The organism is Streptomyces roseolus, assembly GCF_014649855.1.
GTDB classification, from domain to species: domain Bacteria; phylum Actinomycetota; class Actinomycetes; order Streptomycetales; family Streptomycetaceae; genus Streptomyces; species Streptomyces roseolus.
Genome location: NZ_BMTV01000029.1, coordinates 19,306 through 42,436, shown reverse-complemented (window position 1 = coordinate 42,436; position 23,131 = coordinate 19,306). Strand labels below are relative to the sequence as shown.

The window sequence follows — 23,131 nt, the reverse complement described above, 5'->3', positions numbered from 1 at the left end:
TCACCGCTTCGGCGCAGCGCGTGCGCCCCGCGCAGCGGACGTCACAGCCACGCGCGCCCCGCCGCCCTGGCCAGGGGCCTCGGCCACCTGGCAGGATCGATGGCATGTTCGCCTCCCTCACCCGCGCCGCCCGCCGCCGCGTCCTCGCGCTCGCGGCCGCGCTGGCCGTGGTGTGCGGGGTGCTGCTGTGGTGGGTGGCACCGTTCGGCGCCTCGGCGCCCAGCGGTTCGATCACCTTCAGCACCGGCGTCCCGACCGGCGTGTACCAGCAGTACGGCGCGCTGCTCAAGCAGGCCATGGCGAAGGACCTCCCGGAGGTCTCGGTCACGCTCACGGACAGCGAGGGCTCCCAGCAGAACCTGGCGCGGGTCGCCTCCGGCGAGGCCGACTTCACGGTCGCGACCGCCGACGCCGTCGCCCAGTACATCCGCGACCGACGGCCCGGATTCGAGCGGCTGCGCGGCTGCGCCCGGCTCTACGACGACTACGTCCAGCTGGTCGTGCGCCAGGGCTCGACCGCCCAACGCGTCTCCGACCTGCGCGGACTGCGGGTGGGCGTCGGGCAGGACGGCTCCGGCGTGCGGCTGATAGCGGACCGGGTGCTGGCGGCGGCCGGGCTCACCACGTCCCTGGACGTGACCGCGGTGCCGGTCGGCATCGACTCGATGCCCGAGATGCTGGAGAAGGGCGGGATCGACGCCTTCTTCTGGTCCGGGGGGCTGCCGACCCAGCCCGTGCAGACGCTGTCGGAGCGGACCCCGATCCGGCTGATCCCGATGGACGCGCCGCTGGTAAAGGCGCTGCGGGACGTCGGCGATTCGACCCGGCACTACCGCTCGGCGGTCATCCCGGCCGACGCGTACGCGGCCGCGCAGAACGGCCAGGAGGTGGAGACGCTGGCCGTGGCGAACCTGATGGTGACGACGGTGGAGGCCGATCCGGACCTGGTGGAGGGGTTCACCCGGTCGGTGATCGACAGCCGGGACGCCATCGGCAGCAAGGTGCACCCGGCCCAGCTGGTGGACCTGCGGACGGCGGTCTACACCGAGCCCCTCACCCTCCACGACGGCGCCCGCCGCTACTACCGCTCGGTCAAGCCCTGACGCGTACGGGCTCCGCCTCCGCCGACCGCGCCGCGGCCGGCCCCGCCGCCCCCTCCCTCACGGTCCGGGCATCGCCCCTCACCGGTCCGTCGGCTCGTGGCGCGGCACCGTGACCGTCACCTTCAGGCCGTGCGGCTCGTTCGGGGCGAAGGCGATGTCGCCGCCGGTGGCGGACAGCAGGACGCGGGCGATGGAGAGGCCGAGGCCCGAGCCCTTGACGTTCTGGTGGCGTCCGGAACGCCAGAAGCGGTCGCCGACCCGGGTCAGCTCCTCCTCGGTGAGGCCGGGGCCGAGGTCGGCGACGACGACCTCGACGACGTCCTTCCCCGGCAGGACCCGTACGGTGACCCGCTCCCCGGCGGGCGTGAACTTCAGCGCGTTGTCGACGACGGCGTCGAGCGCGCTGGACAGGGCCACCGGGTCCGCCCAGCCGGTCGCCGCCCCGCACTCCCCCACCAGGACGACGCCCTTGTCGTCGGCGACCGGCCGCCAGGAGACGATCCGCTCGGCGGTGAGCGCGCCGACGTCGGTGAGCCGCAGATCGGCGTCGGCGTGCTCGGCGAGGGCCAGGTCGAGGAGGTCGTCGAGGACCTGTGCGAGCCGCTTGCCCTCGGTGCGCACGGAGGCGATCTCCTCGTTCCCCTCGGGCAGTTCGAGGGCGAGCAGCTCGATGCGGAGCAGCAGCGCGGCGAGCGGGTTGCGCAGCTGGTGGGAGGCGTCGGCGACGAACGCCCGCTGCTGTTCGAGGGATTCCTCGACGTGGTCGGCCATCTCGTTGAACGAGCGGGCCAGGCGGCGCAGTTCGGGCGGGCCGCCGGCCTCGGCGACCCGGGAGTTCATCCGGCCGGTGGCGATGTCGTGGGTGACGCCGTCCAGGACCCGGACCGGGCGCAGGACCCAGCCGGTGAGGCGTACGGCGGCGCCGACGGCGAGCAGCATCGCGGCGGCCTCGCCGGCGAAGATCACCAGCCAGCCGCGGAGGATGCGGGCGCGGAGCTCGCCGGTGGGCGAGTCGGTGACGACGACGGCGATGACGTCCCCGTCGCGGACGACCGGGGAGGCGATGGTGAGGCGGGCGTGCGGCTGCCAGGGCCAGACCTGCGGCGGGTCGTGGCTGCGGCGGCCGAGCAGGGCCTCGTTGAAGGCGCGGCGGCCCTCGCCGTCGTAGGGGACGACCCAGTCCTCGGGGGCGGCGGCCATGGCGCGGTTGTCGCGGTAGAAGATGCCGGCCCGGATGCCGTACACGTCGTGGTAGCTGGCGAGCTCGCCGCTGAGGGTGGTGCGGCGCTCGTCCCTGCCGGTGGCGAGGTCGCCGACGAACTGGGCGAGGGCGGCGAAGCGGGCGGCGTCGTCGAGCCGGTCGACGACGACCCGCTGCTGCTGGGCGGCGGCGAGGCTGGCGGCGAGCGGGAAGCCGAGGGCGAGCAGGACCCCCGCCATCAGGACGATGAGCAGGGGGAGGAGTCGGGTGCGCACGGGCGGGGCGGCCGGGCGTTACGCGGCCGGGGCGACCAGGCGGTAGCCGACGCCCCGCACGGTCTCGATCAGGGCGGGCATCCGCAGCTTGGAGCGGAGCGAGGCGACGTGCACCTCCAGAGTGCGACCGGTCCCCTCCCAACTGGTCTGCCATACCTCGGAGATGATCTGCTCGCGGCGGAAGACGACGCCGGGCCGCTGGGCGAGGAGGGCGAGCAGGTCGAACTCCTTGCGGGTGAGGGCGACGGGTTCGCCGTCGACGCTGACGCGCCGGGTGGGCAGCTCGACGGCGACGGACCCGAGGCGGAGCACGGTGGCGTCGGCGGCGGAGCCCGTACCGCCGGAGGAGGTGTCCTCGCCGGCGGGACCGGAGGTGCGCCGGGAGACGGCGTGGATGCGGGCGAGCAGTTCGCCGGGGTCGTAGGGCTTGACGACGTAGTCGTCGGCGCCGAGGTTGAGGCCGTGGATCCGGGAGCGCACGTCGGCGCGGGCGGTCACCATGATCACCGGGGTGGTGGTGAGCTTCCGGATGCGCGCGCAGACCTGGTAGCCGTCCTGGTCGGGGAGGCCGAGGTCGAGCAGGATCACGCCGTACGAGGGGCGCTCGCCCTGCGCGGTGGGGAGGACGGCCTGGAGCGCCTCCTCGCCGTTGCGGGCGTGGGTGACGGCGAAGCCGTGCTTGGCGAGGATCGCGGAGAGGGCCGCGGCGACGTGGTCGTCGTCCTCGACGAGCAGCAGTCGCATGGTCTTCTCCTCTCGTTCGCCGGGGTGTGCCGCGTTCGGGACGTGAACGCCCCATGAACGCCGATCACCGACGTCACAGTCAAGTGTCCCCCTGTGGAGGCCCTGCTTCCGTTATCCACCCGGTACGCCCCCCTGGACCGTCTTCACCCAGAGTGTCCGACTGTCGCCCTATCGTTATCCTCAATTTCCGCTCAGATGTGATGACGGTCATCCGGACGGGTCTCTAGTGTCCTCCCAACCGAGGAGGACGGAGCAAGAGGCCGATGAGCGGAGTGGCAGTGTCCAAGAACCACGAGGACGCCCCCCGGGCCCAGGACGACCTGGTCGTCCTGTCCGGCGTGAACAAGCACTTCGGCGCGCTGCACGTGCTGCAGGACATCGACCTCACGATCGGCCGCGGTGAAGTCGTCGTCGTCATCGGGCCGTCGGGTTCCGGCAAGTCGACGCTGTGCCGGACGATCAACCGCCTGGAGACCATCGACGCGGGCACGATCACGATCGACGGCAAGCCGCTGCCCGCGGAGGGCAGGGAGCTGGCCCGGCTGCGGTCGGACGTCGGCATGGTCTTCCAGTCCTTCAATCTCTTCGCGCACAAGACGGTGCTCGAGAACGTGATGCTGGGCCAGATCAAGGTCCGCGGCACCGCGAAGGCCGAGGCGGAGGCCAAGGCCCGCACCCTGCTGGAGCGGGTGGGAGTGGCCGCGCAGGCCGACAAGTACCCGGCGCAGCTCTCCGGCGGCCAGCAGCAACGCGTGGCGATCGCCCGCGCGCTCGCCATGGGTCCGAAGGTGATGCTCTTCGACGAGCCGACCTCGGCCCTGGACCCGGAGATGATCAACGAGGTGCTTGAGGTCATGCAGCAGCTGGCCCGGGAGGGCATGACGATGGTGGTCGTGACGCACGAGATGGGCTTCGCCCGCTCCGCGGCCGACCGGGTCGTCTTCATGGCCGACGGCAGGATCGTCGAACAGGCCACCCCCGAGGAGTTCTTCAACAACCCGCGCAGCGACCGGGCGAAGGACTTCCTCTCCAAAATCCTGCACCACTGAGCGAGTCGACGACTTAGTCTTCGCAAACTCACCGCTACCCAAGGGACGTTCACCCATGAAGCTTCGTACCGTCTCCGCCGCCGCCGCGGCCGCCGTCGTCCTCGCCCTGACCGCCACCGCCTGCGGCACCGGCTCGGACTCGGGCAGCAACGGCGACAAGATCACCATCGGCATCAAGTTCGACCAGCCGGGTCTCGGCCTGAAGACCCCGGACGGCTCGTACGCGGGCTTCGACGTCGACGTCGCCCGGTACGTCGCCAAGGAGCTGGGCTACGACGAGGGCAAGATCAACTGGAAGCAGGCGCCCTCCGCCGAGCGCGAGAACCTCATCAAGAACGGCGACGTGAAGTTCATCGTCGCGAGCTACTCGATCAACGAGAAGCGCCTGAAGGAGGTCGACTTCGCCGGCCCGTACTTCCTGACCCACCAGGACCTGCTGGTCCGCGCCGACGACACTTCGATCACCAAGGTCGAGGACCTCAACTCCAAGAAGCTCTGCTCGGTCACCGGCTCGACCTCCGCGCAGAACGTCAAGGAGAAGCTGGCCCCGCAGGCCGACCTCCAGCAGCTCGGCGGCTACTCCGAGTGCCTGACCGGCCTGGAGAACAAGCGCGTCGACGCCCTCACCACAGACGCCTCCATCCTCGCGGGCTACGCCTCGCAGAAGGAGCACCAGGGCAAGTTCAAGCTCGCGGGCCTCTCGATGAGCGACGAGAACTACGGCATCGGCCTCAAGAAGGGCGACTCCGAGCTCAAGGGCAAGATCAACAAGGCCCTGGAGAAGATGGTGTCCGACGGCACCTGGGACAAGCTCGTGAAGCAGCACTTCGGCCCCTCCGGCTACAAGAACGAGCCCGCCCCGAAGATCGCGGGCTGACCTCGCGCGCTGCCGTGACGGCCGCCCCGCCCGGGCGGCCGTCACGGCGCCACCGGCCGCTGCCGACGCACCGGCCGTCCCACCGACCGACCACCAGGGGAGAGCGCGGAGCATCGTGTTCGACTTTCTTGATTCCGGGCAGTACGACCTGCTCGGCGCCTTCTGGGTGACGGCGCAGCTCGCCCTCTACTCGGCGATCGGCTCGCTGGTCTGGGGCACCGCCCTGGTCGCCATGCGGGTCAGCCCGGTCCCGCTGATGCGCGCCTTCGGCACCACGTACGTGAACCTCGTCCGCAACACGCCGCTGACGGTCGTCATCCTGGCCTGCTCCTTCGTCCTCGACCAGACCCTCGCGGTGACGCTCGGCGGCAAGGACTTCGAGGAGGTCGGCTTCCGCCTCGCGATCCTCGGCCTCAGCGCGTACACCGGCACCTTCGTCTGCGAGGCCCTGCGCTCCGGCATCAACACGGTCCCGGCGGGCCAGGCCGAGGCCGCCCGCGCGCTGGGCATGAACTTCACCCAGGTCCTGACCCAGGTGATCCTCCCCCAGGCGTTCCGCGCGGCGATCACCCCGCTCGCGAACGTGCTCATCGCCCTCACCAAGAACACCACGGTGGCGGCCGCGATCAGCGCCGCCGAGGCCGCGTTCCTGATGAAGGAGATGATCGAGAACGAGGCCGACGCCCTCTTCGCGGTCTTCGGGATCTTCGCCTTCGGCTTCATCCTCCTCACCCTCCCCACCGGCCTGGTCCTGGGCTGGGCGGCCAAGCGACTGGCGGTGAAGCGATGAGCTCCGTCCTCTACGACGTCCCCGGCCCCAAGGCCAAGCGGCGCAACGTCCTCTACACGATCGTCTTCCTCGTCGTCCTGGGCCTGGTGGCCTTCTGGGTGCTCTCCGCCATGGCGGAGAAGGACCAGCTGGCGGCGGAGAAGTGGAGCCCGTTCGTCACCGACTCCCAGGTGTGGACGACGTACCTGCTCCCCGGCCTGGTCGAGACGCTGAAGGCCGCCGCGCTCTCCATCCTGATCGCGCTGCCGCTCGGTGCGGCCCTGGGCATCGGCCGGCTCTCCGACCACCGCTGGGTGCGCGTCCCGGTCGGCGCGGTCGTGGAGTTCTTCCGCGCCATCCCGGTGCTGCTGCTGATGATGTTCTCCAGCGCCGTGTACGCCGCCTACACGCCCGTCAGCTCCGACTTCCGCCCCCTGTACGCGGTCGTCACCGGCCTGGTGCTCTACAACGCCTCCGTCATCGCCGAGGTCGTCCGCGCCGGCGTCCTCTCGCTCCCCCGGGGCCAGGGCGACGCGGCCGTCGCGCTCGGCATGCGCAAGGGCCAGACCATGCTGTACGTGCTGCTGCCGCAGGCCGTGACGGTCATGCTCCCCGCCCTGGTCAGCCAGCTCGTCGTCATCGTGAAGGACACCGCGCTCGGCGGCGCGCTGCTCGGCTTCGGCGAACTGCTCAGCCAGAACCGGCAGATCACCGCCAACTACGGCGCCAACACGATCGCCGCGTTCACCGTCATCGCCCTGATCTACATCGCGCTCAACGCCCTCCTCACCTACCTCGCCGCCCGCCTGGAGAAGCGGCTCCGGCAGGGCCGCAAGGCCGCCGCGGTGAAGGACGCGGCCCCGCTCACGCCGGCCGTCGAAGCGGGCGCGGGCGGCACCGGCGCCTGATCCCCGCCGACGGATCCCGTACGACCACCACCCCGACCGGCCCGGTTTCCCCCCAACTCCGCGCCCGTCCGCTTCCGGCCCCGTCCGGCTCCCCCGGAGCATCCGCTTCCGGTGGAACCGGCGGGGCCGGAGGTCATGGTGGGGCCGGAAGCGGTACGTGGGGCGGCCCGGGCGCCCGGAAACGGCCCCGACCTGACAACAGCCGCACCACGCCCACCGCGTCACTTGACGCAAAACACCCTGACTGGGTTGCATACGGTCTGTGATCAAGCACCGGGCTCGTGCCACACTCTGCTGTGCTGCCCCCATGACTTTCCGGCCTTTTGGAGCCGCGCCGTGGACCCGGTGATCATCGTGGGCGCGGGGCCGGTCGGCCTCGCGCTCTCCCTCGCGCTCGCCGCGCAGGGCGTGCCCAGCGTCGTCCTCGACGAGACCTCCGGCCAGGAGGAGCCGCGCCCGGCGCGGACCGTCGTGCTGCGCGCCGACATGGCCGCCCTGGTCGAGCGGCTGGGCTGCGCCACCGTCCGCGACGAGGGGCTGCGCTGGGTCGGGTGGCGCGGGATGCAGCGCCGCCGGCCGACCCGCGAGGTCGCCTTCGACCTGGGACTCGGCGGCACCGAGGAGTGGTCCGAGGACCCCGACTCCCCCGCCGCTCCGGCCGCCCCCCTGCACATCACCCAGCACGCGCTCGCCCGCGGGCTGCGTGAGGCCATCGCCCGCGAACCGCTCGTCCGGCTCGTCACCGACGCCCGTCTGGACACCGTCGAGCAGGACCGCACCGGGGTCACCGCCCACACCCGCGGCCCGGAGGGCACCTGGTGGCGGGGCAGCCACCTCGTCGGCTGCGACGGCGCCCGCTCCACGGTCCGCAAGCTGCTCGGCGTCCGCTTCCCCGGCCGCACCGCGGTCGAGCGGCACGCGGTCGCCGCGCTGCGCACCGAACTCCCCTGGCCCGGCGAGTCCCTGCTGCACCGTCAGCCCCCGTGGCGCGGCTCCGGCGACGAGATCACCGCCCGCCCGCTGCCCGACGGGGTGTGGCGGATCGACTGGCTGCTGCCGCCGCGCGGCGAACTCGTCACGCCGGACGCCCTGGTGGCCCGGATCCGCGAGACCCTGGCCGGCTGGTGCGAGGGCACCACCCCTCCGTACGAGCTCCTCGACACCGGCGTCCACACCCTGCATCACCGGCTGGCCCGCCGCTGGCGCGTCGACCGGGTGCTGCTGGCCGGAGAAGCAGCCCACCTGCTGGGCGCGATCGGCACCCAGAGCCTCGACGAGGGCCTCCGGGACGTCGACAACCTCGCCTGGAAACTCGCCCTCATCTGGCACCGGGCCGCCCCCGACGCCCTGCTCGACAGCTACCAGAGCGAACGCCGCACGGCGATCGCGGCCCGGCTGCGCGCCGCCGACCGGGCCCTGCCGGCGCTGCGCGGCGGCGGCGGACTGCGCAGCTACCTGCCGGGCGCGATGCGGGGCCACGAAGCCCTGCTGACCGACGGGCACCTGGGCCGGGGCCCGCTGGGAGCCTCCCCCGCCTATCCGCACTCGCCGCTCGCCGCGCCCTTCAGCGAGGGCATGGTCCCGGTCGGCACCCCGCTCGGCGCGCCCGTCGAGGACGTCCGGGTGACCGCCCCCGACGACACGACGGTACGGCTCCGGGACCGGCTGGGGCAGGGCCGCTTCCTGGTCCTCCTCGTCGCCCCCGGCTCCGGGGTGTGGGAGCGCCGGCACTGGCGCACGGCCGGCCTGATGCCCCGTCTGGAGGAGGCCGCCGAGGCCCTCCCGGTGGCGGCGGAGGTCCTGGTCACCGACGCCTACCCCGGGGCACCCGCCCATGCCGTCCTGCTGGTCCGCCCCGACGGGCACCTGGTCGCCGCCTTCGCGGGCGTGCACCCCGAGGAGCTCCGCGCGGCGGCCGAGGCCGCCCGCGGCACCGCCCCCGAGGAGCCCGCCGACTCCGCCGAGGACGAGCCGCCGATCCTTCCCGCGACGGCCGAGGAAGCACTCTCCATCGGGGTGCCGGCCCCGGCCGAAGCGTCGCCGGCTCACGACCGGACGGTGGAAGTCCATTGATTCACGCGGGCGCTCGTGGTGTACTCCGGAGCGTGACCGACACCGATGTACGCCTGTGGCGGAGGGTCCACATGGACCTGATCCGCTATGCGGGCTGCGTGTGTCGCCCGTCCTTCTGAACTCGCCTCCCTTTCCCCGCGCGCCCACCCGACCCGCTCCGCCCCGGACCTCCGTCCCGCGGGCGTCCTCGGTTCGGCTTCCCCGGCGAACCCGTCGTTCTCCTTCACGGCGCGCACTCCAGCGATTCCAGGACGGTCACCCGTGCCCGCGTCTTCTGTCACTTCTTCCCCCTCCGCCGCTCCCCCGTCCGCCGGTCGCCCGACCGCGGCCGAACTGCTCGACTTCGTCCTCCGCACCGCCGCCGACCAGGCCCTCGTCGACTCCCTGCCGCTCGATCCGGAAGGCCGCACCTGGGTGCGCCTGGACGGCCCCGGCGGCAGCGAGGCCTGGCTCATCGGCTGGCCGCCCGGCACCGGCACCGGCTGGCACGACCACGCCGAGTCCGTCGGCGCCTTCGCCACCGCCCGCGGCAGCCTGACCGAGCACTCGCTCGCGGTCCGGCTCCCGGCGGGCGGCTGGAAGACCCTGGAGCTGGCCGAGGACCTCGACCGCTCCCGCCGGCTCGGCGCCGGCGACGGCCGCGCCTTCGGCCGCGACCACCTGCACGAGGTGCTGAACCCCTCCCCCGACGCCCACGCGATCTCGGTGCACGCCTACTACCCGCCGCTCCCGCTGATCCGGCGCTTCAGCCGGACCGGCCCGGTGCTCCGCCTGGAGCAGGTCGAGCGCCCGGAGGACTGGCAGTGAGCGGCGACCGCGTCGGCATCGACGAGCTCCTGGAACGGGTGCGGGCCGGTCTCGACCGGGTCGACGCCCGCACCGCGTACGAGGAGTACGCCTCGGGCGAAGCGCTCCTGGTCGACACCCGCTACGCGGCCCTGCGGGAACGGGACGGCCTGGTCCCGGGCGCGCTGGTCGTGGAGAGGAACGAACTGGAGTGGCGGCTCGACCCCCTGGGCAGCCACCGCTCCCCGCGCGCCACCGGTCACGACCTGCGGGTGGTGGTCTTCTGCAACGAGGGCTACGCCTCCTCGCTGGCGGCGGAATCCCTCCGCCGCCTGGGCCTCCACCGGGCGACCGACCTGATCGGCGGCTTCCAGGCCTGGAAGGCGGCCGGCCTCCCGGTCCTCCCGCCGGGAGAACTGCCCCCCGACAGTCACCCGGCGACCACCTCATAGCTCCGGCCGACGCCCTTCGACCCACGCCCCGGCACCCCCCTCGGCACCGGGTCCGGGGCCCTCGCGGCAGCGGTTCCGGAGCCGGGCTCGGCACCGGAACCGGCGCCCCTCGGCAACGGGCTCGGAATCGGACCCGGCACCGGGTCCGCCCCCTCCGCACCGGGCTCCGCGCCGCACACGCCGGACTCGCCCGGATCCGGCCGGTCGTGAGCACCGCGCCACGGGCGGCCTGGTCCCCCGGAGGGCTCTAGTAGCCCTCCTCCAGGCCGTCGGTGGCCTCGCCCTCCGCCTCCAGGGCCTGGCGGACCACCCGCAGGGCCATGCCCTCCGGATAGCCCTTGCGGGCGAGCATGCCGGCGAGGCGTCTGAGCCGGCGGTCGCGGTCGAGACCGCGGGTGGCGCGGAGCTTGCGCGCCACCAGCTCGCGCGCGGTGGCTTCCTCCTGCTCGGAGTCCAGCTGCCCCACGGCCTCCTGCACGAGGCCGGGGTCGATGCCCTTGGTGCGCAGCTCGCGGGCGAGGGCGCGGCGGGCGAGGCCCCGCCCGTGGTGGCGGGACTCCACCCAGGCATCCGCGAAGGCGGCGTCGTCGATGAGGCCGACGTCCTCGAAGCGGGCGAGGACCTCCTCGGCGACGTCGTCGGGGATCTCCCGCTTGCGCAGGGCATCGGCCAGCTGTCTGCGCGTGCGGGGGGTTCCGGTGAGCAGGCGCAGACAGATAGCCCGCGCCCGCTCAGCCGGATCCTGGGGTGACAGCTCCTTCTCGGCCCTCGACGAGTCGGGGCTGTCACCCGGCCATTCGGTGCGGCCGGTCACCGGTTCAGCTCTTGGCCGCGGTGGCCTTGGCCGTCTTGGCCGTCTTGGCCGCGGTGGCCGGGGCCGCCTTGGCGTCGTCCGCGGCGGTCGGGTCCGCCGCGTCCGCCGCGTCGACGGCGGCCGGGTCGGTCTTCGCGGCGTCGGGGCGGACGCCGACGCCCAGCTTCTCCTTGATCTTCTTCTCGATCTCGTTGGCGAGGTCGGGGTTGTCCTTCAGGAAGTTGCGGGCGTTCTCCTTGCCCTGGCCGAGCTGGTCGCCCTCGTACGTGTACCAGGCGCCGGCCTTGCGGACGAAGCCGTGCTCCACGCCCATGTCGATCAGACCGCCCTCGCGGCTGATGCCCTGGCCGTAGAGGATGTCGAACTCGGCCTGCTTGAACGGGGGCGCGACCTTGTTCTTCACGACCTTGCAGCGGGTGCGGTTGCCGACCGCCTCCGTACCGTCCTTGAGGGTCTCGATGCGGCGGATGTCGATGCGCACCGAGGCGTAGAACTTGAGCGCGCGGCCACCGGTCGTGGTCTCGGGCGAGCCGAACATCACACCGATCTTCTCGCGGAGCTGGTTGATGAAGATCGCGGTGGTCTTGGACTGGTTGAGGGCGCTGGTGATCTTCCGGAGGGCCTGGCTCATCAGTCGGGCCTGGAGACCGACGTGGGAGTCGCCCATCTCGCCCTCGATCTCCGCGCGCGGGACGAGCGCCGCGACTGAGTCGATGACGATGAGGTCGAGGGCGCCGGAGCGGACCAGCATGTCGACGATCTCGAGGGCCTGCTCGCCGTTGTCCGGCTGGGACAGGATGAGGTTGTCGATGTCGACGCCCAGCTTGCGGGCGTACTCGGGGTCGAGGGCGTGCTCGGCGTCGACGAAGGCGACCTGTCCGCCGGCCTTCTGCGCGTTGGCCACGGCGTGCAGGGTCAGGGTCGTCTTACCGGAGGACTCCGGGCCGTAGATCTCCACGACACGGCCACGCGGCAGACCGCCGACGCCGAGGGCGACGTCGAGGGCGGTCGAACCGGTGGAGATCACCTCGATCGGCTCCTGGGTACGGTCGCCCATGCGCATCACGGCGCCCTTGCCGAATTGGCGTTCAATCTGTGCGAGCGCGGCGTCGAGCGCCTTCTCGCGGTCGGTTCCTGCCATGGGTTCCACCCGGGGTGTCTGAGTCGATCGCTTCATGTGAAAGACGCTAACCCCTGCCACTGACAACGGGCCCTCACGTCTCTCCGACCTGTGGACAACTCGCCGAGATGCCCGCGATTCCAAGGGCCGGAACCTTCATGAGAATAGATGTTCGATTTTCATGTCAAGCGCGCCACGCCCTCCCTGTGGACAACTCCCGGCGCGCCCGCCGCGGCCCTCTCCCGCACCTACTCGCCCGCCTCGTCCCACTCCCCGCCGAAGCCCGACCGCGCCTCGCGGTCGGCGCGCGAGAGGGTCTCGCCGATCATCCGGGTGGCGTAGTCGCGGTCGCCGGCGATCCGGTTGATGTGCTCGGCCAGCAGGAGGGCGGTGGCCTCCAGGGCGGTCATCTCCTCCTTGGTCCACTCCCCGTACTGCCGCCGCCAGAGGCTGGGCTCAGGCCGGTGCCGGCCGCGATCGCCAGGCCGGCCATGGTGGGGATCGCCTCGGGACGCACGCTCCGGGGCATCATGCGCAGCGTGGCGACGAGGCTGGGGACCACGTACTCGACGACGTCCCGGTCGTGCTCCTCGTGCACCTCCCGCAGCCACTTCATGAAGATGAAGACGAGCGTGCACGCGCCGTCCAGGAGGTCGTTGACGCCCTCCAGGTCCAGGGACGCCGTGAGCTGGTCGAGCAGCTTCTGCTGCTCGGGGTCGTTCCCGGTCCTGCCGTCGTGGACGGCCTTGAGCCGGGAGTCGATCACCATGAGCGCCCCGTTCACGTCACCGGCGGGGGCGTAGCGGGGGTCGCAGGGCGAAGACACGGGCTTCCTCCTCGTGGGACCGCGTCGGCACGGTCAGTCCGTACGGTAGGAGGCTCATCGGACGACTTCCGGCGGTTCGCCGGAAACGACCTTCAGACGGCTGAACCGGACCTCACGCGTTGACCGCCCGGCAGAGGACGGGGCCGGACCTCACGCGCCGACTGGCCGGCAGAGGACGGGACCGGGCCTCACGTGCCGACCGGGCTTCACGTGCCGACCGGCCGCGCACGCCTGGGCAGGGCCGTCGGGCTACTCCCCGCGCCGCTCGACGGGCAGGAGTCCGGGGCGCTTGGCGATCCGGCCGTCCCCGGAGGACCGGCCGCGCACCCTGCGCGCGATCCAGGGCCCGAGGAAGGATCCGGCCCAGGCGAGCTCGCCGGCGGCGGTGGCCAGGCGCGTGGGGACCGGGAGCGGCGGCAGCGGCCGGGTCCAGGTGTCGTCGCTGCCCGGCAGGGCGAGCGCGTCGGCGACGGCGGCCGCGATGCGGGCGTGCCCGAGGGGAGAGGCGTGCAGCCGGTCGGCGCTCCACAGCCGGGGGTCGGTGACCACCTCGTGGTGGGCGGTCTCGGCGACGGTCACGCCGTGCCGCCGGGCGGCCCGCCTGATCCGGTCGTTGAGGGCGTGGACGCGCGGCGCGAGCGGCCGGGCCAGCGGGGCGACGCGGCCGACGTCGGGGAAGGTGAGGGTGGCCACGCGGGCGCCCTGGGCGGTCAGGGCGGCGAAGACGGCCTCCAGGTGGCCGGCGGTCTCGTCCGCGTCGAAGCCGGGCCGCAGCAGATCGTTCACCCCGGCGACGACGGTGGCGAGATCGGGCCGGAGCGCGAGGGCGGCCGGAAGCTGTCCGGTCCACACCTCGCCGGCCAGGCGTCCCCGTACGGCGAGGTTGGCGTACCGGACTCCGGGGCCGGTCCGGGCGAGGTGTTCGGCGAGGCGGTCGGCCCAGCCGCGCAGCCCGGTGAGGTCGTCCCCGTCGCCCACGCCCTCGGTCTGACTGTCACCGAGGGCCACGTACCGCAGATATCCGTGCGCACCCATCCGTCCGCCACCCTCTTCCCCGCCGTACCCGACTCATGACCTATTCAATTTTTTTAGTATAGGACGGCCGGGCGGCCCGCCTCCCCCGTCCCGCCTATCCTTCGACCCATGCGCCTCCCGCCCCGGACCGCCGACGCCCTCCTCGCCGGCCTCGTGCTCCTCCTGGTGACGGTCTGGACGCTGATCTCGGGGTGGCACGCGCACGAGTCCGCCCCGCGCGCCGCGTTCGGCTGGGCGCTCGTGCTCGTCGGCTGCGGCGCCCTCGCCCTCCGGCGCCGGTGGCCCGTGGCCGTCGCCGTCGCCACCCTCCTCGCGTGCGTGGCCTACTATCCGCACTCCGCGCAGGACGGGCCGCTCCTGATCGCCTTCGCCCTCGCGCTGTACACCACGGCCGCCGAGGGCCGCTTCGCCGCCGCCGTGGCGCTCGCCGCCGTCACGCTCCTCGCGGTCGGCCTCGGCGAGGCCCGCCAGGCGCCCGGCCATCGACAGATCGACGGGACCGCGCTCGCGATGCTCGCCGGCTGGCTGATCAGCCTGGTCGCGGTCGGCCGGGCCCAGCGCACCCGTACCGCCTATCTCCACGAGGTGGAGCAGCGGGCCCTCGCCGCCGAGCGCGAGCAGGAGGCCCGCGCCCGGCAGAGCGCCACCGAGGAGCGGCTGCGGATCGCCCGCGAGCTCCACGACGTCCTCGGCCACACCGTCTCCCTCATCAACGTGCAGTCCGGTGCCGCCCTCCACCGGCTCGCCAAGCGCCCCGACCCCGAGGCCGCGCTCGTCACCGCCACCGAGGCCCTGACCGCGGTCCGCACCACCAGCAAGGACGCCCTGCGGGAGCTCCGCGCCACCCTCGGGGTGCTGCGCGGCGCCGACGAGGCCGCGCCGACCGCCCCGCCCGCCTCCGGCCTGGCCCTCCTGGGCGACCTCCTCGCCCGGGCCCGCGCCGCCGGGCTCGACGTACGCACCCGGGTCACCGGCACGCCCGTACCGCTGCCGCCGCCGGTGGACCTCGCCGCGTACCGCATCGTGCAGGAGTCGCTGACGAACGTGACCCGTCACTCCGCCACCACGGGCGTCACCGTCTCCCTGGCCTGGGAGGCGGCGACGGGCACGGTGCGGCTCCGGATCGCCGACGGCGGCGGGACATCCGGTCCGACGGCCGCGGGCACCGTGACCGGGAGCGGCGACTCCGGGAGGGGCGGCTCCGGAGGCGGTGGTTCCGGGAGTGGTGGCTCCGGAGGCGGTGGCTCCTGGAACGGAGATACCAGGAGCGCCGGAACCGGGAGCCGTGAGACCGGAAGCGCCGGGACCGTGAACGGCGGGACCGGTATCCGCGGCATGGCCGAGCGGGCCCGCGCCCTCGGCGGCACGCTCACCGCCGGACCGGCCGACGGCGGCGGCTTCGTCGTCGAGGCCCGCCTCCCCACGACCCTCACCCCGCAGGAAGGGACGCCCGCATGATCCGCGTCGTGCTCGCCGACGACCAGACCCTCGTCCGCGCAGGATTCCGGTCGATCCTCTCCGACGAGGACGACATCGAGGTCGCCGGAGAGGCGGGGGACGGCGCGGCGGCCGTGGCCCTCGCCGCCGAGCTCCGTCCGGACGTGGTCCTCATGGACATCCGGATGCCCGTGCTCGACGGTCTGGAGGCCACCCGCCGGATCACCGCCGACCCCCGTCTCGACGGCGTGAAGGTCGTCATCCTGACCACCTTCGACGAGGACGAGCACGTGTACGGGGCGCTGCGCGGCGGCGCCTCCGGTTTCCTCGTCAAGGACACCGAGCCGATGGAACTGCTGCACGCGGTACGGGTCGTGGCCCGCGGCGACGCCCTCATCGCCCCCACGGTGACCCGCCGGCTGATCTCCGAGTTCGCCGGCCGCGCCGACCCGTCGGGCCGCCGCCCCGATCCGGCACCCCGTCTGGACGCCCTCACCGACCGCGAACGGGAGGTCCTCGGCCTGGTCGGGGCCGGTCTCTCCAACGACGAGATCGCGGGCCGGCTCGTCCTCTCCCCCGCCACCGCCAAGACCCACGTCAGCCGGATCATGACCAAGCTGGGCGTCAGGGACCGGGCGCAACTCGTCGTCCTGGCCTACGAATCAGGGATGATCACCCCCGGCTGGCTGGCCTGACGCCCCGTGAGGCCGGACGTTCCCGGGGTCGCCCCCTAAGGGTCCGGTGCCACCCGGATCAACTTTCGTGGTACGCGCGGGCCGGTACCGCGCATCCGAAGGTGTACGCCACGGGCCCACGACTGTCACCCCAGGTCAGATGTGCCGCGGGAGGCCCGCGGAGCACCCTTGGGGAGTGCATCAGGACGTACTCGATCTCGCGCGGCTGCAGTTCGGCCTCACCGCCGCGGGCCACTTCCTCTTCGTCGCCCTCACCCTGGGCCTCGGAACGATCGTGGCCGTCCTCCAGACCCGCGCCACGCTCACCCGGCGCCCGGAGGACGCCCGCCAGGTCCGCTTCTGGGGCCAGCCCTACGTGATCAACTACGCGGTCGGGATCGTCACCGGTCTCGTCATGGAGTTCCAGTTCGGCATGGCGTGGAGCGGCCTCACCCACGAGGCCGGCAACATACTCGGCGCCTCCCTGGCCGTGGAGACGCTCGTCGCGTTCTTCGTCGAGTCCACCTTCCTCGGCCTGTGGATCTTCGGCTGGCACCGGCTCGGCCGCTGGGCCCACCTGGCGACGATCTGGGTCGTCGTCCTGACCGCCTACCTCTCCGCGTACTGGATCCTCGTCTCCAACGGCTTCCTCAACCACCCGGTGGGGTACGGCTCCGAGGGCGGCGAGCTGGTCCTGACCGACCCGGCCGCGGTCCTCACCAACCCGGCCGCGCTGCTCCCGCTCGTCCACGTCCTGGCGGGAGCGCTGCTCACCGCGGGCTTCTTCATGGCGGGCGTCAGCGCGTACCACCTGTTCCGGCGGACCGCGGAGGCGGACTTCTTCCGCCGGAGCCTGCGGACCGGGGTGTTCGTCGCGGCGCCGGCCCTGATGGCGGCGGCGGTCAGCGGCGGCCTCCAGTTCGCCGCCCTCGCCTCCTTCCAGCCGATGAAGGCGGCGGTCTTCCGGGGGCAGGCGGCCGAGATCGCCCGGGTACAGGCCGAGTTGGCCACCCGCTTCGGCCCGGGCGACTACATACCTTCCGAGGGCTGGACCCGGGGCGGCGGCCTCGTGATGCTGATCGCCTTCGGCCTGATGATGTACCTCTGCTTCGCCGGCGTGATCCTGGCCGCGTTCAGGAAGGCCGTCCTGCGGTTCCGGCTCTGGCACCTGGTCCTGATGGCCTCCGTGCCGCTGCCGTACCTCGCCATGACCGGCGGCTGGGTCTTCCGCGAGTCGGGCCGCCAGCCCTGGGTGGTGTACGGGCTGCTGAGGACGGAGGACGCCGTCTCGGCGCTCTCCCCCGGCACGATGCGGCTCTCGCTGACCGTGTTCGCCGCGCTCTTCCTGCTGCTGGCCGTCCTCAACGCCTGGCTGCTCGCCCGGCACGCCCGCCGGGGCCCGGTCGACACGGGCCTCGGCCGGGACGAACGAACGCGGGAGGAGGCCCTGCAGGCCCCGCCCCTGCCCCCGTACTAGACCGTCCGTCCACCCCTGTCCCCGGCCCGAGGAGCACTGTGGAAACCCTCGCCGTCACCCTGCTCGCCTGCTGCGCCGTCGGCTGGGCCGTGCTCGCCGGCACGGACATCGGCAGCGGCATGCTGCTGCCCTGGCTCGGCCGCGGCGACGCCGAGCGCAGACTCGTCCTCGCCTCCTTCGCCCCCTTCTTCCTGGGGAACGAGGTGTGGCTGGTCGCCACCGTCGGCGTCCTCGTCGGCTGCTTCCCCGCGCTGGAGGGCGAGCTGCTGAGCGGCCAGGCGCCGGTTCTCGTGGCCCTTCTGGCCGGGTGGATCGTGCGGGACGCCGCCCTGTGGTCGCGCGGTCGTGGCCCGGGCCCCCGCTGGCGCGCGGCCTGCGACGCCGCCGTGACGGCCGGCAGCTGGACGGTCGCCCTGTCCTGGGGCCTGCTGCTCGTGGCCCTCCTCACCGGCAGACCGTACGAGCCCGCCGGTGGACCCGTCGCCCTCGTGGCCGCCCCGGCGGTCGCCGCCCTGTTCGCCGCGCACGGCCTCGGCTTCGCCTCGCTGCGGCTCACCGGCGCCCCGTACCAGCGGGCCCGGCGGCTGGTCGGGCGGGCCGGGAGACCCTGGCACCCGGTCGCCCTCACCGCCGTCCCACTGGGCGGGCTGACGCTCTGGGCGGGTGCGGCGCTGCCGCTGGCCGAGCGGGCCGCGGCGCCGGGGACGCTGGCCCTGCTCGTGCCGGCGCTGGCCGTGGTGACACCGCTGCTCGCCGCGGTCCAGGCATGGGTCTGGTACGCCTTCCGGGGCCGCGTCACCGGCCCCTCGTACCTGTGAACCCGCCGCCGCGGCCCGTCAGACGTCCTCGGTGCCCTGCTTCTCCTTCTTGTGCTGGAGGGCCTTCTGGAGCCGGGCCACGACGGCCTCGCCGTACCGCCGGTGGCCGTGCACCCGCGGGTCGTCCGTGACGTCGTACCGCTTCACGTACGCCCCGAGGAAGGCCTGGAGGGTGGCCACGGCCGGGATGGCGATCAGCGCGCCGACGGCGCCGAGCAGCGCGGTGCCCGCGACCACCGAACCGAAGGCCACCGCCGGGTGGATGTCGACCGTCTTGGAGGTGAGCTTGGGCTGGAGGACGTAGTTCTCGAACTGCTGGTAGACCACGACGAAGCCGAGCACCCACAGTGCGTACCAGGGGTTCACGGTGAAGGCGATGAGCATCGGCAGGGCACCGGCCAGATAGGTGCCGATGGTGGGGATGAACTGGGAGACCAGGCCGACCCAGACCGCGAGGGCGGGGGCGTAGGGCACGTCGAGGATCTCGAAGAGCACGAAGTGCGCGACGCCCGAGATGAGGGCCATCAGGCCGCGCGAGTAAAGGTAGCCGCCGGTCTTGTCGACCGCGATCTCCCAGGCGCGCAGCACCTCGGCCTGTCGGGCGGGCGGCAGGACGGAGCAGAGCGCGCGGCGGAACCGGGGCCCGTCGGCGGCGAAGTAGAAGGCGAAGAGGAAGATCGTCAGCAGCCGGAAGAGCCCGCCGAGGACGGTGGCCGAGACGTCGAGGACGCCGGTGGCGCTGTTCTGCACGTACTTCTGCAGCCAGTCCGACTTGAGCACGCTGTCCTGGACCTCGACCCGGGAGAGCTCGGTGTGGAAGGTCTCGTTGATCCAGTTGATGAGCGAGTCGAGGTACTTGGGGAAGTTCTCGACCATGTCGACGATCTGGCCGGCGAGCATCGAGCCGAGGAGGACGACGAAGCCGATGCCGACGGCGAGGACGCCGAAGAAGACGAGGAAGGTGGCGAGTCCCCTGCGCATCCCGCGGGCCGCCATGCGGCCGACGGCCGGCTCGATGGCGAGCGCGAGGAAGAAGGCGAGCAGGATGTTGACGAGCAGGCCGACGAGTTGGTGGAAGGCCCAGTCGCCCAGCTGGAAGCAGGCGTAGAGGGCGAGCGCCAGGACCATCGCCCGGGGCAGCCAGCGGGGCATGCGCGCGCCGGCTGCCACGGCGGTGGCGTCGGCGGGCGGCTGCCCTCCCGAGCCGGCCGCGGGTCCGCCGGGCGACGCGCTCGCGTCGGGCGGCCCGTCCGGGGCGGCGGCCGGGGGCACCGAGGTCTCGGGGCTCACGGGTGCGGCGGGCGTCGCGGGTGTCTTCCGGGCGGTCATCTCGGTCTCGTCAGTCGGGGCCACTCCGCAAGTCTCGCGCACCCGGCGGACAATCCGCCCGGGGTCGGACCGGATCGCCGCGGGACGCCCTCAGCGCTTCTCGGCGGGGACGTCCATGGCGCCGCAGACCACCCGCCACACGTCCTTGGCCTCCCAGCCGGCGTCCAGCGCCTCGTGGACGGTCCGGCCGCCCAGTTCGGACAGGACGTGGTCGCGCGCGAAGGAGTCGGCGTACCCGGCGCCGAAGTGGTCGGCCATCCGTTCCCAGAAAATCGTCAACCGCATGACTCCAGTATCCCGCTCCCAAGAGTGCAGCCCGCCCGACGGGGCTTGCCACCGCACGGTTCCGCCCTACGGTCTGAGCATGGCCGAAAAACCCCTCTCCTCCCCGCCCTCTTCCACGGCGTCCCCCGGGTCGCCGCTGGCACGCGCCGAGCGGTTCGTCTGGCTGACGGCCCGGGTGCTCGAACAGCGCCGATTCGCCTACCACTTCCTGCGCGGCGGCGCGGACCAGGTGGAGGCGGCCCTGACCGCGTACCTCGACGAGGACGGCGGTTACGGCCACGGGCTCGAACCGGACCTGCGCGGCCCGGTCAGCCAGCCGCTGCACACCGCGCACGCCCTGCGGGTCCTGGACTCCATCGGGCGCTGCGGCGGACTGCGGGTGGAGCGGATCTGCCGTTACCTGACGGCGGTCTCCACGCACGAGGGGGCGCTGCCGGCGATCCATCCCTCCCAGCGCGGCTACCCCTCGGCGCCGTTCGTCCCGGTCGTCGACGACCCCCCGGGCGAGCTGCTGTCGACGGGCCCGGTGGTGGGCACGCTCCACCGCAACCAGGTCTGGCACGCCTGGCTGTTCCGGGCCACCGAGTTCTGCTGGGCGGCGGTGGAAGCGCTGGAGAAGTCGCATCCGTACGAGGTGCAGGCGGCGGTGGCCTTCCTCGACTCGGCACCGGACCGGCCGCGGGCCGAAGCGGCGGCCGACCGGCTCGGACGCCTCGTGCGCGAGCAGCGGCTCGCCGTCCTCGACCCGGAGCGTCCGGAGGACTTCCCCGTGGCCGACGGGTACGCGCCCGGCGAGCACCACTATCCGCACGACTACGCGCGCGTGCCGGACTCGCTCGCCCGCGGCTGGTTCACCGACGAGGAGCTGTCCCGCTCGCTGGACTTCCTCGCGGCGGAGCAGGACGAGGACGGCGGCTGGCCGATCCGGTGGCGGGCCTGGGCACCTGGCTCGGCCCTGGAGTGGCGGCCGATCGTCACGATCGACGCCCTGCGCACCCTGCGCGCCTACGGGCGTCCGCTGGAGGACTGATCCCGGGTCCCACGCGCGCGTGGGACCGCCCGGCCGGGTTCCGTACGGCTTCCGGCCTCAGCCGCCCAGGGCCCGGACCCCAGCCGTCACGAGGACGGCGGCGCCCACGACGACCAGGAAGGGGGCGCGCAGGACGAGCGCGAGCGCCGCGGCGGCGACGCCGGCGACCCGGGCGTCCAGGACCAGGTCCGTGCCCGTGGCGAAGGTCTGCTGGGCGGTGAGCGCCGCGAGCAGGGCGACGGGCAGCAGGGCGGCGAGCCGCTGGACGAGCGGCCGCTCCAGGGTCTGCGCCGGGACGAGCAGGCCGATCAGCTTGACCAGGTAGCAGCCGGCGACGGTCAGGCCGATCGCGATCCAGACGTGGGTGCCGTTCATCGGGCGGCCTCCTCGTTCCGCGTCCGCCGGCCCTGGAGCCAGAGGACGGCGGGGGCGGCGAGCGCCGAGACCAGGACGGGGACGCCGGCCGGGAGCACGGGCAGCAGGCCCAGGCCGAGGACGGCGGCGACGCCGGCGGTGGCCCGCTCGGTCGCGGTCCTCAGCATCGGGGCGAGCAGCGCGAGGAAGACCGCGGGCCCGGCGGCGTCCAGCCCCCAGGCGGCGGTGTCGCCGATGGCCTCGGCGCCGAGCGCGCCGAGCAGGGTGGTGAGGTTCCACAGGACGTAGAGGGTGAGCCCGGTGACGGTGAAGCCGATCCGGGCGGACCTGCGGTCCGGCTGGGCGAGGGCGACGGCGGTGGTCTCGTCGATGACCCACTGCGCGACGAACGGCTTCGCGGACCTCGGCAGGGCGAGGAGCTGGGAGAGGCGCAGCCCGTAGAAGGCGTTGCGGGTGCCGAGGAAGAAGGCCCCGGCGGCGGCCGTGAAGGGGTTCCCACCGCCGGCGAGGGCGCCGACGAGGGCGAACTGGGAGGCGCCCGTGAAGACGAGCAGGCTGAGCGCGCAGGTCTGGAGCAGGGTGAGCCCGGCGCCCGCCGAGGTCACTCCGAAGGCGAAGCCGGAGAGGCCGACGGCGACGCCGACGCCGAGCGCGTCCCTGACGACGGCGGAGTCCGGCTTGCCCGCGCCACCGGCCGTCCCGGCGGATGATCGGTCACGTATGTTCCCCGTGGCGGGGTGTGCTGTCTGTTCTGCCACGTCGGAGACGTTACGAGCCCGTTCCCGACCCGTCTTGTACGTTCTTGCGCCCGCCACGGCGGAGGTCCACGCCCCGGGAGCGCTGGTAGGCGCCGGGCGGGACGCCGACGCTGCGGGTGAAGTGGCGGTTGAGGTGGGGCTGGTCCGTGAAGCCGACGGCGACGGCCGCCTCGGCCGGCGGCGTTCCGGCGTCGAGGAGCCGCCGGGCGCGCCGGACGCGCGCGTCCGTGAGCCAGGTGTGCGGCGGCATGCCGTACTCGGCGCGGAAGGCCCGCAGCAGCGCGAAGGGGCTGGTGCCGAGGTCGGCGGCGAGCCGCTCCAGGGTGGGCGGCTCGGCCATCCGCTCCTCCAGGACCTCGCGCGCCCGCGCCGCGTCCCTGGCCCCCGCGCCGGGGGGCGCCGAGGGGCGCAGTCGGCCGCCGTGGCTGCGCAGCATCCGGGCGGTGACCAGGCGGAGCAGGCTGTCGGCGGCGAGGGCGTTGCCCTCCTCGGCGGCCCGGTGGACGCCGATCACGAGCTGGGCGGCGTAGGGGTCGTCGACGACGGGCCGGGTGAAGCCGACCGGGGCGCGGACGCCGAGGGCGTCGGCGGCGATGGAGCCGATGAGCTCCGCGTCCGGGTAGATCGTGCGGTAGGTCCAGCCCTCGGGGACGCCCGCGTACCCGGTGTGCGGGGTGTCGGGGTTCACCAGGGCTATCTGCCCGGGACCGGCGTGGACGAGCTCGCTCCCCGAGTGGAACGACTCGACGCCCTCGGTGATCGCGGCGTAGACAAAGGTCTCGTGGGTGTGGCGGGAGAAGGTCTTCTGGATGTAGTGGGCGTGCAGCAGATCGACCCCCGGCAGCTCGGCGTACTGCCAGTACCGTGCCCGCTCGCCCCTCGCCATGCGTCCATTCTGCGCTCGCGCCGGCCGGGG

The 23,131-nt window shown here is 73.3% G+C and carries 24 protein-coding genes and 1 pseudogene; 14 read left to right on the top strand and 11 right to left on the bottom strand.

Features of this window, described 5'->3' with window-relative positions; translation table 11 throughout:
* Positions 1 to 104 precede the first annotated feature (104 nt).
* Positions 105 to 1,103, top strand: coding sequence for a TAXI family TRAP transporter solute-binding subunit (locus IE245_RS29180; RefSeq protein ID WP_189952937.1), 999 nt, complete (start codon positions 105 to 107; stop codon positions 1,101 to 1,103).
* A 78-nt stretch (positions 1,104 to 1,181) separates the two neighbouring features.
* On the opposite strand, the gene IE245_RS29175 is transcribed toward IE245_RS29180, so the two are convergent.
* Together IE245_RS29175 and IE245_RS29170 are read right to left on the bottom strand one after the other, a co-directional pair.
* On the bottom strand, positions 1,182 to 2,579 hold the full coding sequence (locus tag IE245_RS29175) for a sensor histidine kinase (protein ID WP_189952935.1): 1,398 nt from the start codon (positions 2,577 to 2,579) through the stop codon (positions 1,182 to 1,184).
* An 18-nt stretch (positions 2,580 to 2,597) separates the two neighbouring features.
* Positions 2,598 to 3,323, bottom strand: a complete 726-nt coding sequence (locus tag IE245_RS29170; protein WP_189952933.1) for a response regulator transcription factor — start codon at positions 3,321 to 3,323, stop codon at positions 2,598 to 2,600.
* Between the two features lie 263 nt (positions 3,324 to 3,586).
* On the opposite strand from IE245_RS29170, the gene IE245_RS29165 reads away from it, so the two are divergent.
* From IE245_RS29165 to IE245_RS29135, 8 genes are all read left to right on the top strand, one after another.
* Positions 3,587 to 4,372, top strand: coding sequence for an amino acid ABC transporter ATP-binding protein (locus IE245_RS29165; protein ID WP_189952931.1), 786 nt, complete (start codon positions 3,587 to 3,589; stop codon positions 4,370 to 4,372).
* Positions 4,373 to 4,427: 55 nt separating this feature from the next.
* The gene (locus IE245_RS29160; RefSeq protein ID WP_189952929.1) at positions 4,428 to 5,249 is read left to right on the top strand and encodes a glutamate ABC transporter substrate-binding protein; all 822 of its coding nucleotides are present in this window, start codon (positions 4,428 to 4,430) and stop codon (positions 5,247 to 5,249) included.
* A 115-nt stretch (positions 5,250 to 5,364) separates the two neighbouring features.
* Complete coding sequence (locus IE245_RS29155) at positions 5,365 to 6,039, top strand: amino acid ABC transporter permease (RefSeq protein WP_189952926.1); 675 nt, start codon at positions 5,365 to 5,367, stop codon at positions 6,037 to 6,039.
* Entirely contained in the window at positions 6,036 to 6,926 is an 891-nt protein-coding gene (locus IE245_RS29150) for an amino acid ABC transporter permease (RefSeq protein WP_189952924.1), read from the top strand. The genes IE245_RS29155 and IE245_RS29150 overlap by 4 nt, the downstream gene beginning before the upstream one ends.
* Positions 6,927 to 7,262: 336 nt before the next feature.
* Positions 7,263 to 8,999, top strand: a complete 1,737-nt coding sequence (locus tag IE245_RS29145) for an FAD-dependent monooxygenase (protein ID WP_189952922.1) — start codon at positions 7,263 to 7,265, stop codon at positions 8,997 to 8,999.
* A gap of 71 nt (positions 9,000 to 9,070) precedes the next feature.
* Positions 9,071 to 9,118 carry a hypothetical protein gene (locus IE245_RS38160; RefSeq protein ID WP_373305425.1) on the top strand — a complete coding sequence of 16 codons (48 nt, stop codon included), beginning with the start codon at positions 9,071 to 9,073 and terminating at the stop codon, positions 9,116 to 9,118.
* 124 nt (positions 9,119 to 9,242) lie between these two features.
* Entirely contained in the window at positions 9,243 to 9,806 is a 564-nt protein-coding gene (locus tag IE245_RS29140; RefSeq protein WP_373305424.1) for a cupin domain-containing protein, read from the top strand.
* Positions 9,803 to 10,237 (top strand): rhodanese-like domain-containing protein, encoded by a 435-nt coding sequence (locus tag IE245_RS29135; protein ID WP_189952917.1) that lies wholly within the window; start codon positions 9,803 to 9,805, stop codon positions 10,235 to 10,237. The genes IE245_RS29140 and IE245_RS29135 overlap by 4 nt, the downstream gene beginning before the upstream one ends.
* A 247-nt stretch (positions 10,238 to 10,484) precedes the next feature.
* On the opposite strand, the gene recX is transcribed toward IE245_RS29135, so the two are convergent.
* From recX to IE245_RS29115, 4 genes and pseudogenes are all read right to left on the bottom strand, one after another.
* Positions 10,485 to 11,051 carry a recombination regulator RecX gene (gene recX / locus IE245_RS29130; protein ID WP_189952915.1) on the bottom strand — a complete coding sequence of 189 codons (567 nt, stop codon included), beginning with the start codon at positions 11,049 to 11,051 and terminating at the stop codon, positions 10,485 to 10,487.
* 4 nt (positions 11,052 to 11,055) lie between these two features.
* A complete protein-coding gene (gene recA / locus IE245_RS29125; protein ID WP_189953033.1) occupies positions 11,056 to 12,192 on the bottom strand; it encodes a recombinase RecA in 1,137 nt (378 codons plus the stop codon).
* 227 nt (positions 12,193 to 12,419) lie between these two features.
* Positions 12,420 to 12,997 (bottom strand): annotated as a pseudogene (locus IE245_RS29120) (hypothetical protein).
* A 249-nt stretch (positions 12,998 to 13,246) separates the two neighbouring features.
* Positions 13,247 to 14,032: an SGNH/GDSL hydrolase family protein gene (locus IE245_RS29115; protein ID WP_189952913.1), complete on the bottom strand. Its 786-nt coding sequence runs from the start codon at positions 14,030 to 14,032 to the stop codon at positions 13,247 to 13,249.
* A 108-nt stretch (positions 14,033 to 14,140) separates the two neighbouring features.
* On the opposite strand from IE245_RS29115, the gene IE245_RS29110 reads away from it, so the two are divergent.
* The 4 genes from IE245_RS29110 (at position 14,141) to IE245_RS29095 (ending at position 18,438) form a co-directional block, all read left to right on the top strand.
* Positions 14,141 to 15,490, top strand: a complete 1,350-nt coding sequence (locus IE245_RS29110) for a sensor histidine kinase (RefSeq protein WP_189952911.1) — start codon at positions 14,141 to 14,143, stop codon at positions 15,488 to 15,490.
* On the top strand, positions 15,487 to 16,164 hold the full coding sequence (locus IE245_RS29105) for a response regulator transcription factor (protein ID WP_189952909.1): 678 nt from the start codon (positions 15,487 to 15,489) through the stop codon (positions 16,162 to 16,164). Before IE245_RS29110 ends, IE245_RS29105 begins: the two co-directional genes overlap by 4 nt.
* Positions 16,165 to 16,339: 175 nt before the next feature.
* Positions 16,340 to 17,620 (top strand): cytochrome ubiquinol oxidase subunit I, encoded by a 1,281-nt coding sequence (locus IE245_RS29100; protein ID WP_189952908.1) that lies wholly within the window; start codon positions 16,340 to 16,342, stop codon positions 17,618 to 17,620.
* A 38-nt stretch (positions 17,621 to 17,658) separates the two neighbouring features.
* Complete coding sequence (locus tag IE245_RS29095; protein WP_189952906.1) at positions 17,659 to 18,438, top strand: cytochrome d ubiquinol oxidase subunit II; 780 nt, start codon at positions 17,659 to 17,661, stop codon at positions 18,436 to 18,438.
* Positions 18,439 to 18,456: 18 nt separating this feature from the next.
* On the opposite strand, the gene IE245_RS29090 is transcribed toward IE245_RS29095, so the two are convergent.
* Together IE245_RS29090 and IE245_RS29085 are read right to left on the bottom strand one after the other, a co-directional pair.
* Positions 18,457 to 19,590: an AI-2E family transporter gene (locus IE245_RS29090; RefSeq protein ID WP_189953031.1), complete on the bottom strand. Its 1,134-nt coding sequence runs from the start codon at positions 19,588 to 19,590 to the stop codon at positions 18,457 to 18,459.
* Positions 19,591 to 19,857: 267 nt separating this feature from the next.
* Positions 19,858 to 20,052, bottom strand: a complete 195-nt coding sequence (locus IE245_RS29085; RefSeq protein ID WP_189952904.1) for a DUF3046 domain-containing protein — start codon at positions 20,050 to 20,052, stop codon at positions 19,858 to 19,860.
* 79 nt (positions 20,053 to 20,131) lie between these two features.
* Here IE245_RS29085 and IE245_RS29080 point away from each other — a divergent pair, with 79 nt between their 5' ends.
* Positions 20,132 to 21,082: a hypothetical protein gene (locus IE245_RS29080; protein ID WP_189952902.1), complete on the top strand. Its 951-nt coding sequence runs from the start codon at positions 20,132 to 20,134 to the stop codon at positions 21,080 to 21,082.
* 57 nt (positions 21,083 to 21,139) lie between these two features.
* Here the strand turns inward: IE245_RS29080 and IE245_RS29075 are convergent, their stop codons facing one another.
* Genes IE245_RS29075 through IE245_RS29065 form a run of 3 tightly spaced genes read right to left on the bottom strand, consistent with a single transcriptional unit; the run spans position 21,140 to position 23,101 of the window.
* Complete coding sequence (locus IE245_RS29075; RefSeq protein ID WP_189952900.1) at positions 21,140 to 21,457, bottom strand: AzlD domain-containing protein; 318 nt, start codon at positions 21,455 to 21,457, stop codon at positions 21,140 to 21,142.
* Positions 21,454 to 22,215, bottom strand: a complete 762-nt coding sequence (locus IE245_RS29070; protein WP_373305422.1) for an AzlC family ABC transporter permease — start codon at positions 22,213 to 22,215, stop codon at positions 21,454 to 21,456. Before IE245_RS29070 ends, IE245_RS29075 begins: the two co-directional genes overlap by 4 nt.
* Before the next feature lie 10 nt (positions 22,216 to 22,225).
* A complete protein-coding gene (locus IE245_RS29065; protein WP_189952898.1) occupies positions 22,226 to 23,101 on the bottom strand; it encodes an AraC family transcriptional regulator in 876 nt (291 codons plus the stop codon).
* Between the last annotated feature and the right edge of the window lie 30 nt (positions 23,102 to 23,131).

Excerpts from the sequence above, each read along its gene's own strand:
- IE245_RS29080 (WP_189952902.1), top strand. The coding sequence starts at position 20,132 with ATGGCCGAAAAACCCCTCTCCTCCCCGCCCTCTTCCACGGCGTCCCCC.
- IE245_RS29065 (WP_189952898.1), bottom strand. The coding sequence starts at position 23,101 with ATGGCGAGGGGCGAGCGGGCACGGTACTGGCAGTACGCCGAGCTGCCG.
- IE245_RS29150 (WP_189952924.1), top strand. The coding sequence starts at position 6,036 with ATGAGCTCCGTCCTCTACGACGTCCCCGGCCCCAAGGCCAAGCGGCGC.
- IE245_RS29115 (WP_189952913.1), bottom strand. The coding sequence starts at position 14,032 with ATGGGTGCGCACGGATATCTGCGGTACGTGGCCCTCGGTGACAGTCAG.
- IE245_RS29180 (WP_189952937.1), top strand. The coding sequence starts at position 105 with ATGTTCGCCTCCCTCACCCGCGCCGCCCGCCGCCGCGTCCTCGCGCTC.
- IE245_RS29105 (WP_189952909.1), top strand. The coding sequence starts at position 15,487 with ATGATCCGCGTCGTGCTCGCCGACGACCAGACCCTCGTCCGCGCAGGA.
- IE245_RS29170 (WP_189952933.1), bottom strand. The coding sequence starts at position 3,323 with ATGCGACTGCTGCTCGTCGAGGACGACGACCACGTCGCCGCGGCCCTC.
- IE245_RS29165 (WP_189952931.1), top strand. The coding sequence starts at position 3,587 with ATGAGCGGAGTGGCAGTGTCCAAGAACCACGAGGACGCCCCCCGGGCC.
- IE245_RS29110 (WP_189952911.1), top strand. The coding sequence starts at position 14,141 with ATGCGCCTCCCGCCCCGGACCGCCGACGCCCTCCTCGCCGGCCTCGTG.
- IE245_RS29090 (WP_189953031.1), bottom strand. The coding sequence starts at position 19,590 with ATGCCCCGCTGGCTGCCCCGGGCGATGGTCCTGGCGCTCGCCCTCTAC.
- recA (WP_189953033.1), bottom strand. The coding sequence starts at position 12,192 with ATGGCAGGAACCGACCGCGAGAAGGCGCTCGACGCCGCGCTCGCACAG.
- IE245_RS29075 (WP_189952900.1), bottom strand. The coding sequence starts at position 21,457 with ATGAACGGCACCCACGTCTGGATCGCGATCGGCCTGACCGTCGCCGGC.
- IE245_RS29160 (WP_189952929.1), top strand. The coding sequence starts at position 4,428 with ATGAAGCTTCGTACCGTCTCCGCCGCCGCCGCGGCCGCCGTCGTCCTC.
- IE245_RS29085 (WP_189952904.1), bottom strand. The coding sequence starts at position 20,052 with ATGCGGTTGACGATTTTCTGGGAACGGATGGCCGACCACTTCGGCGCC.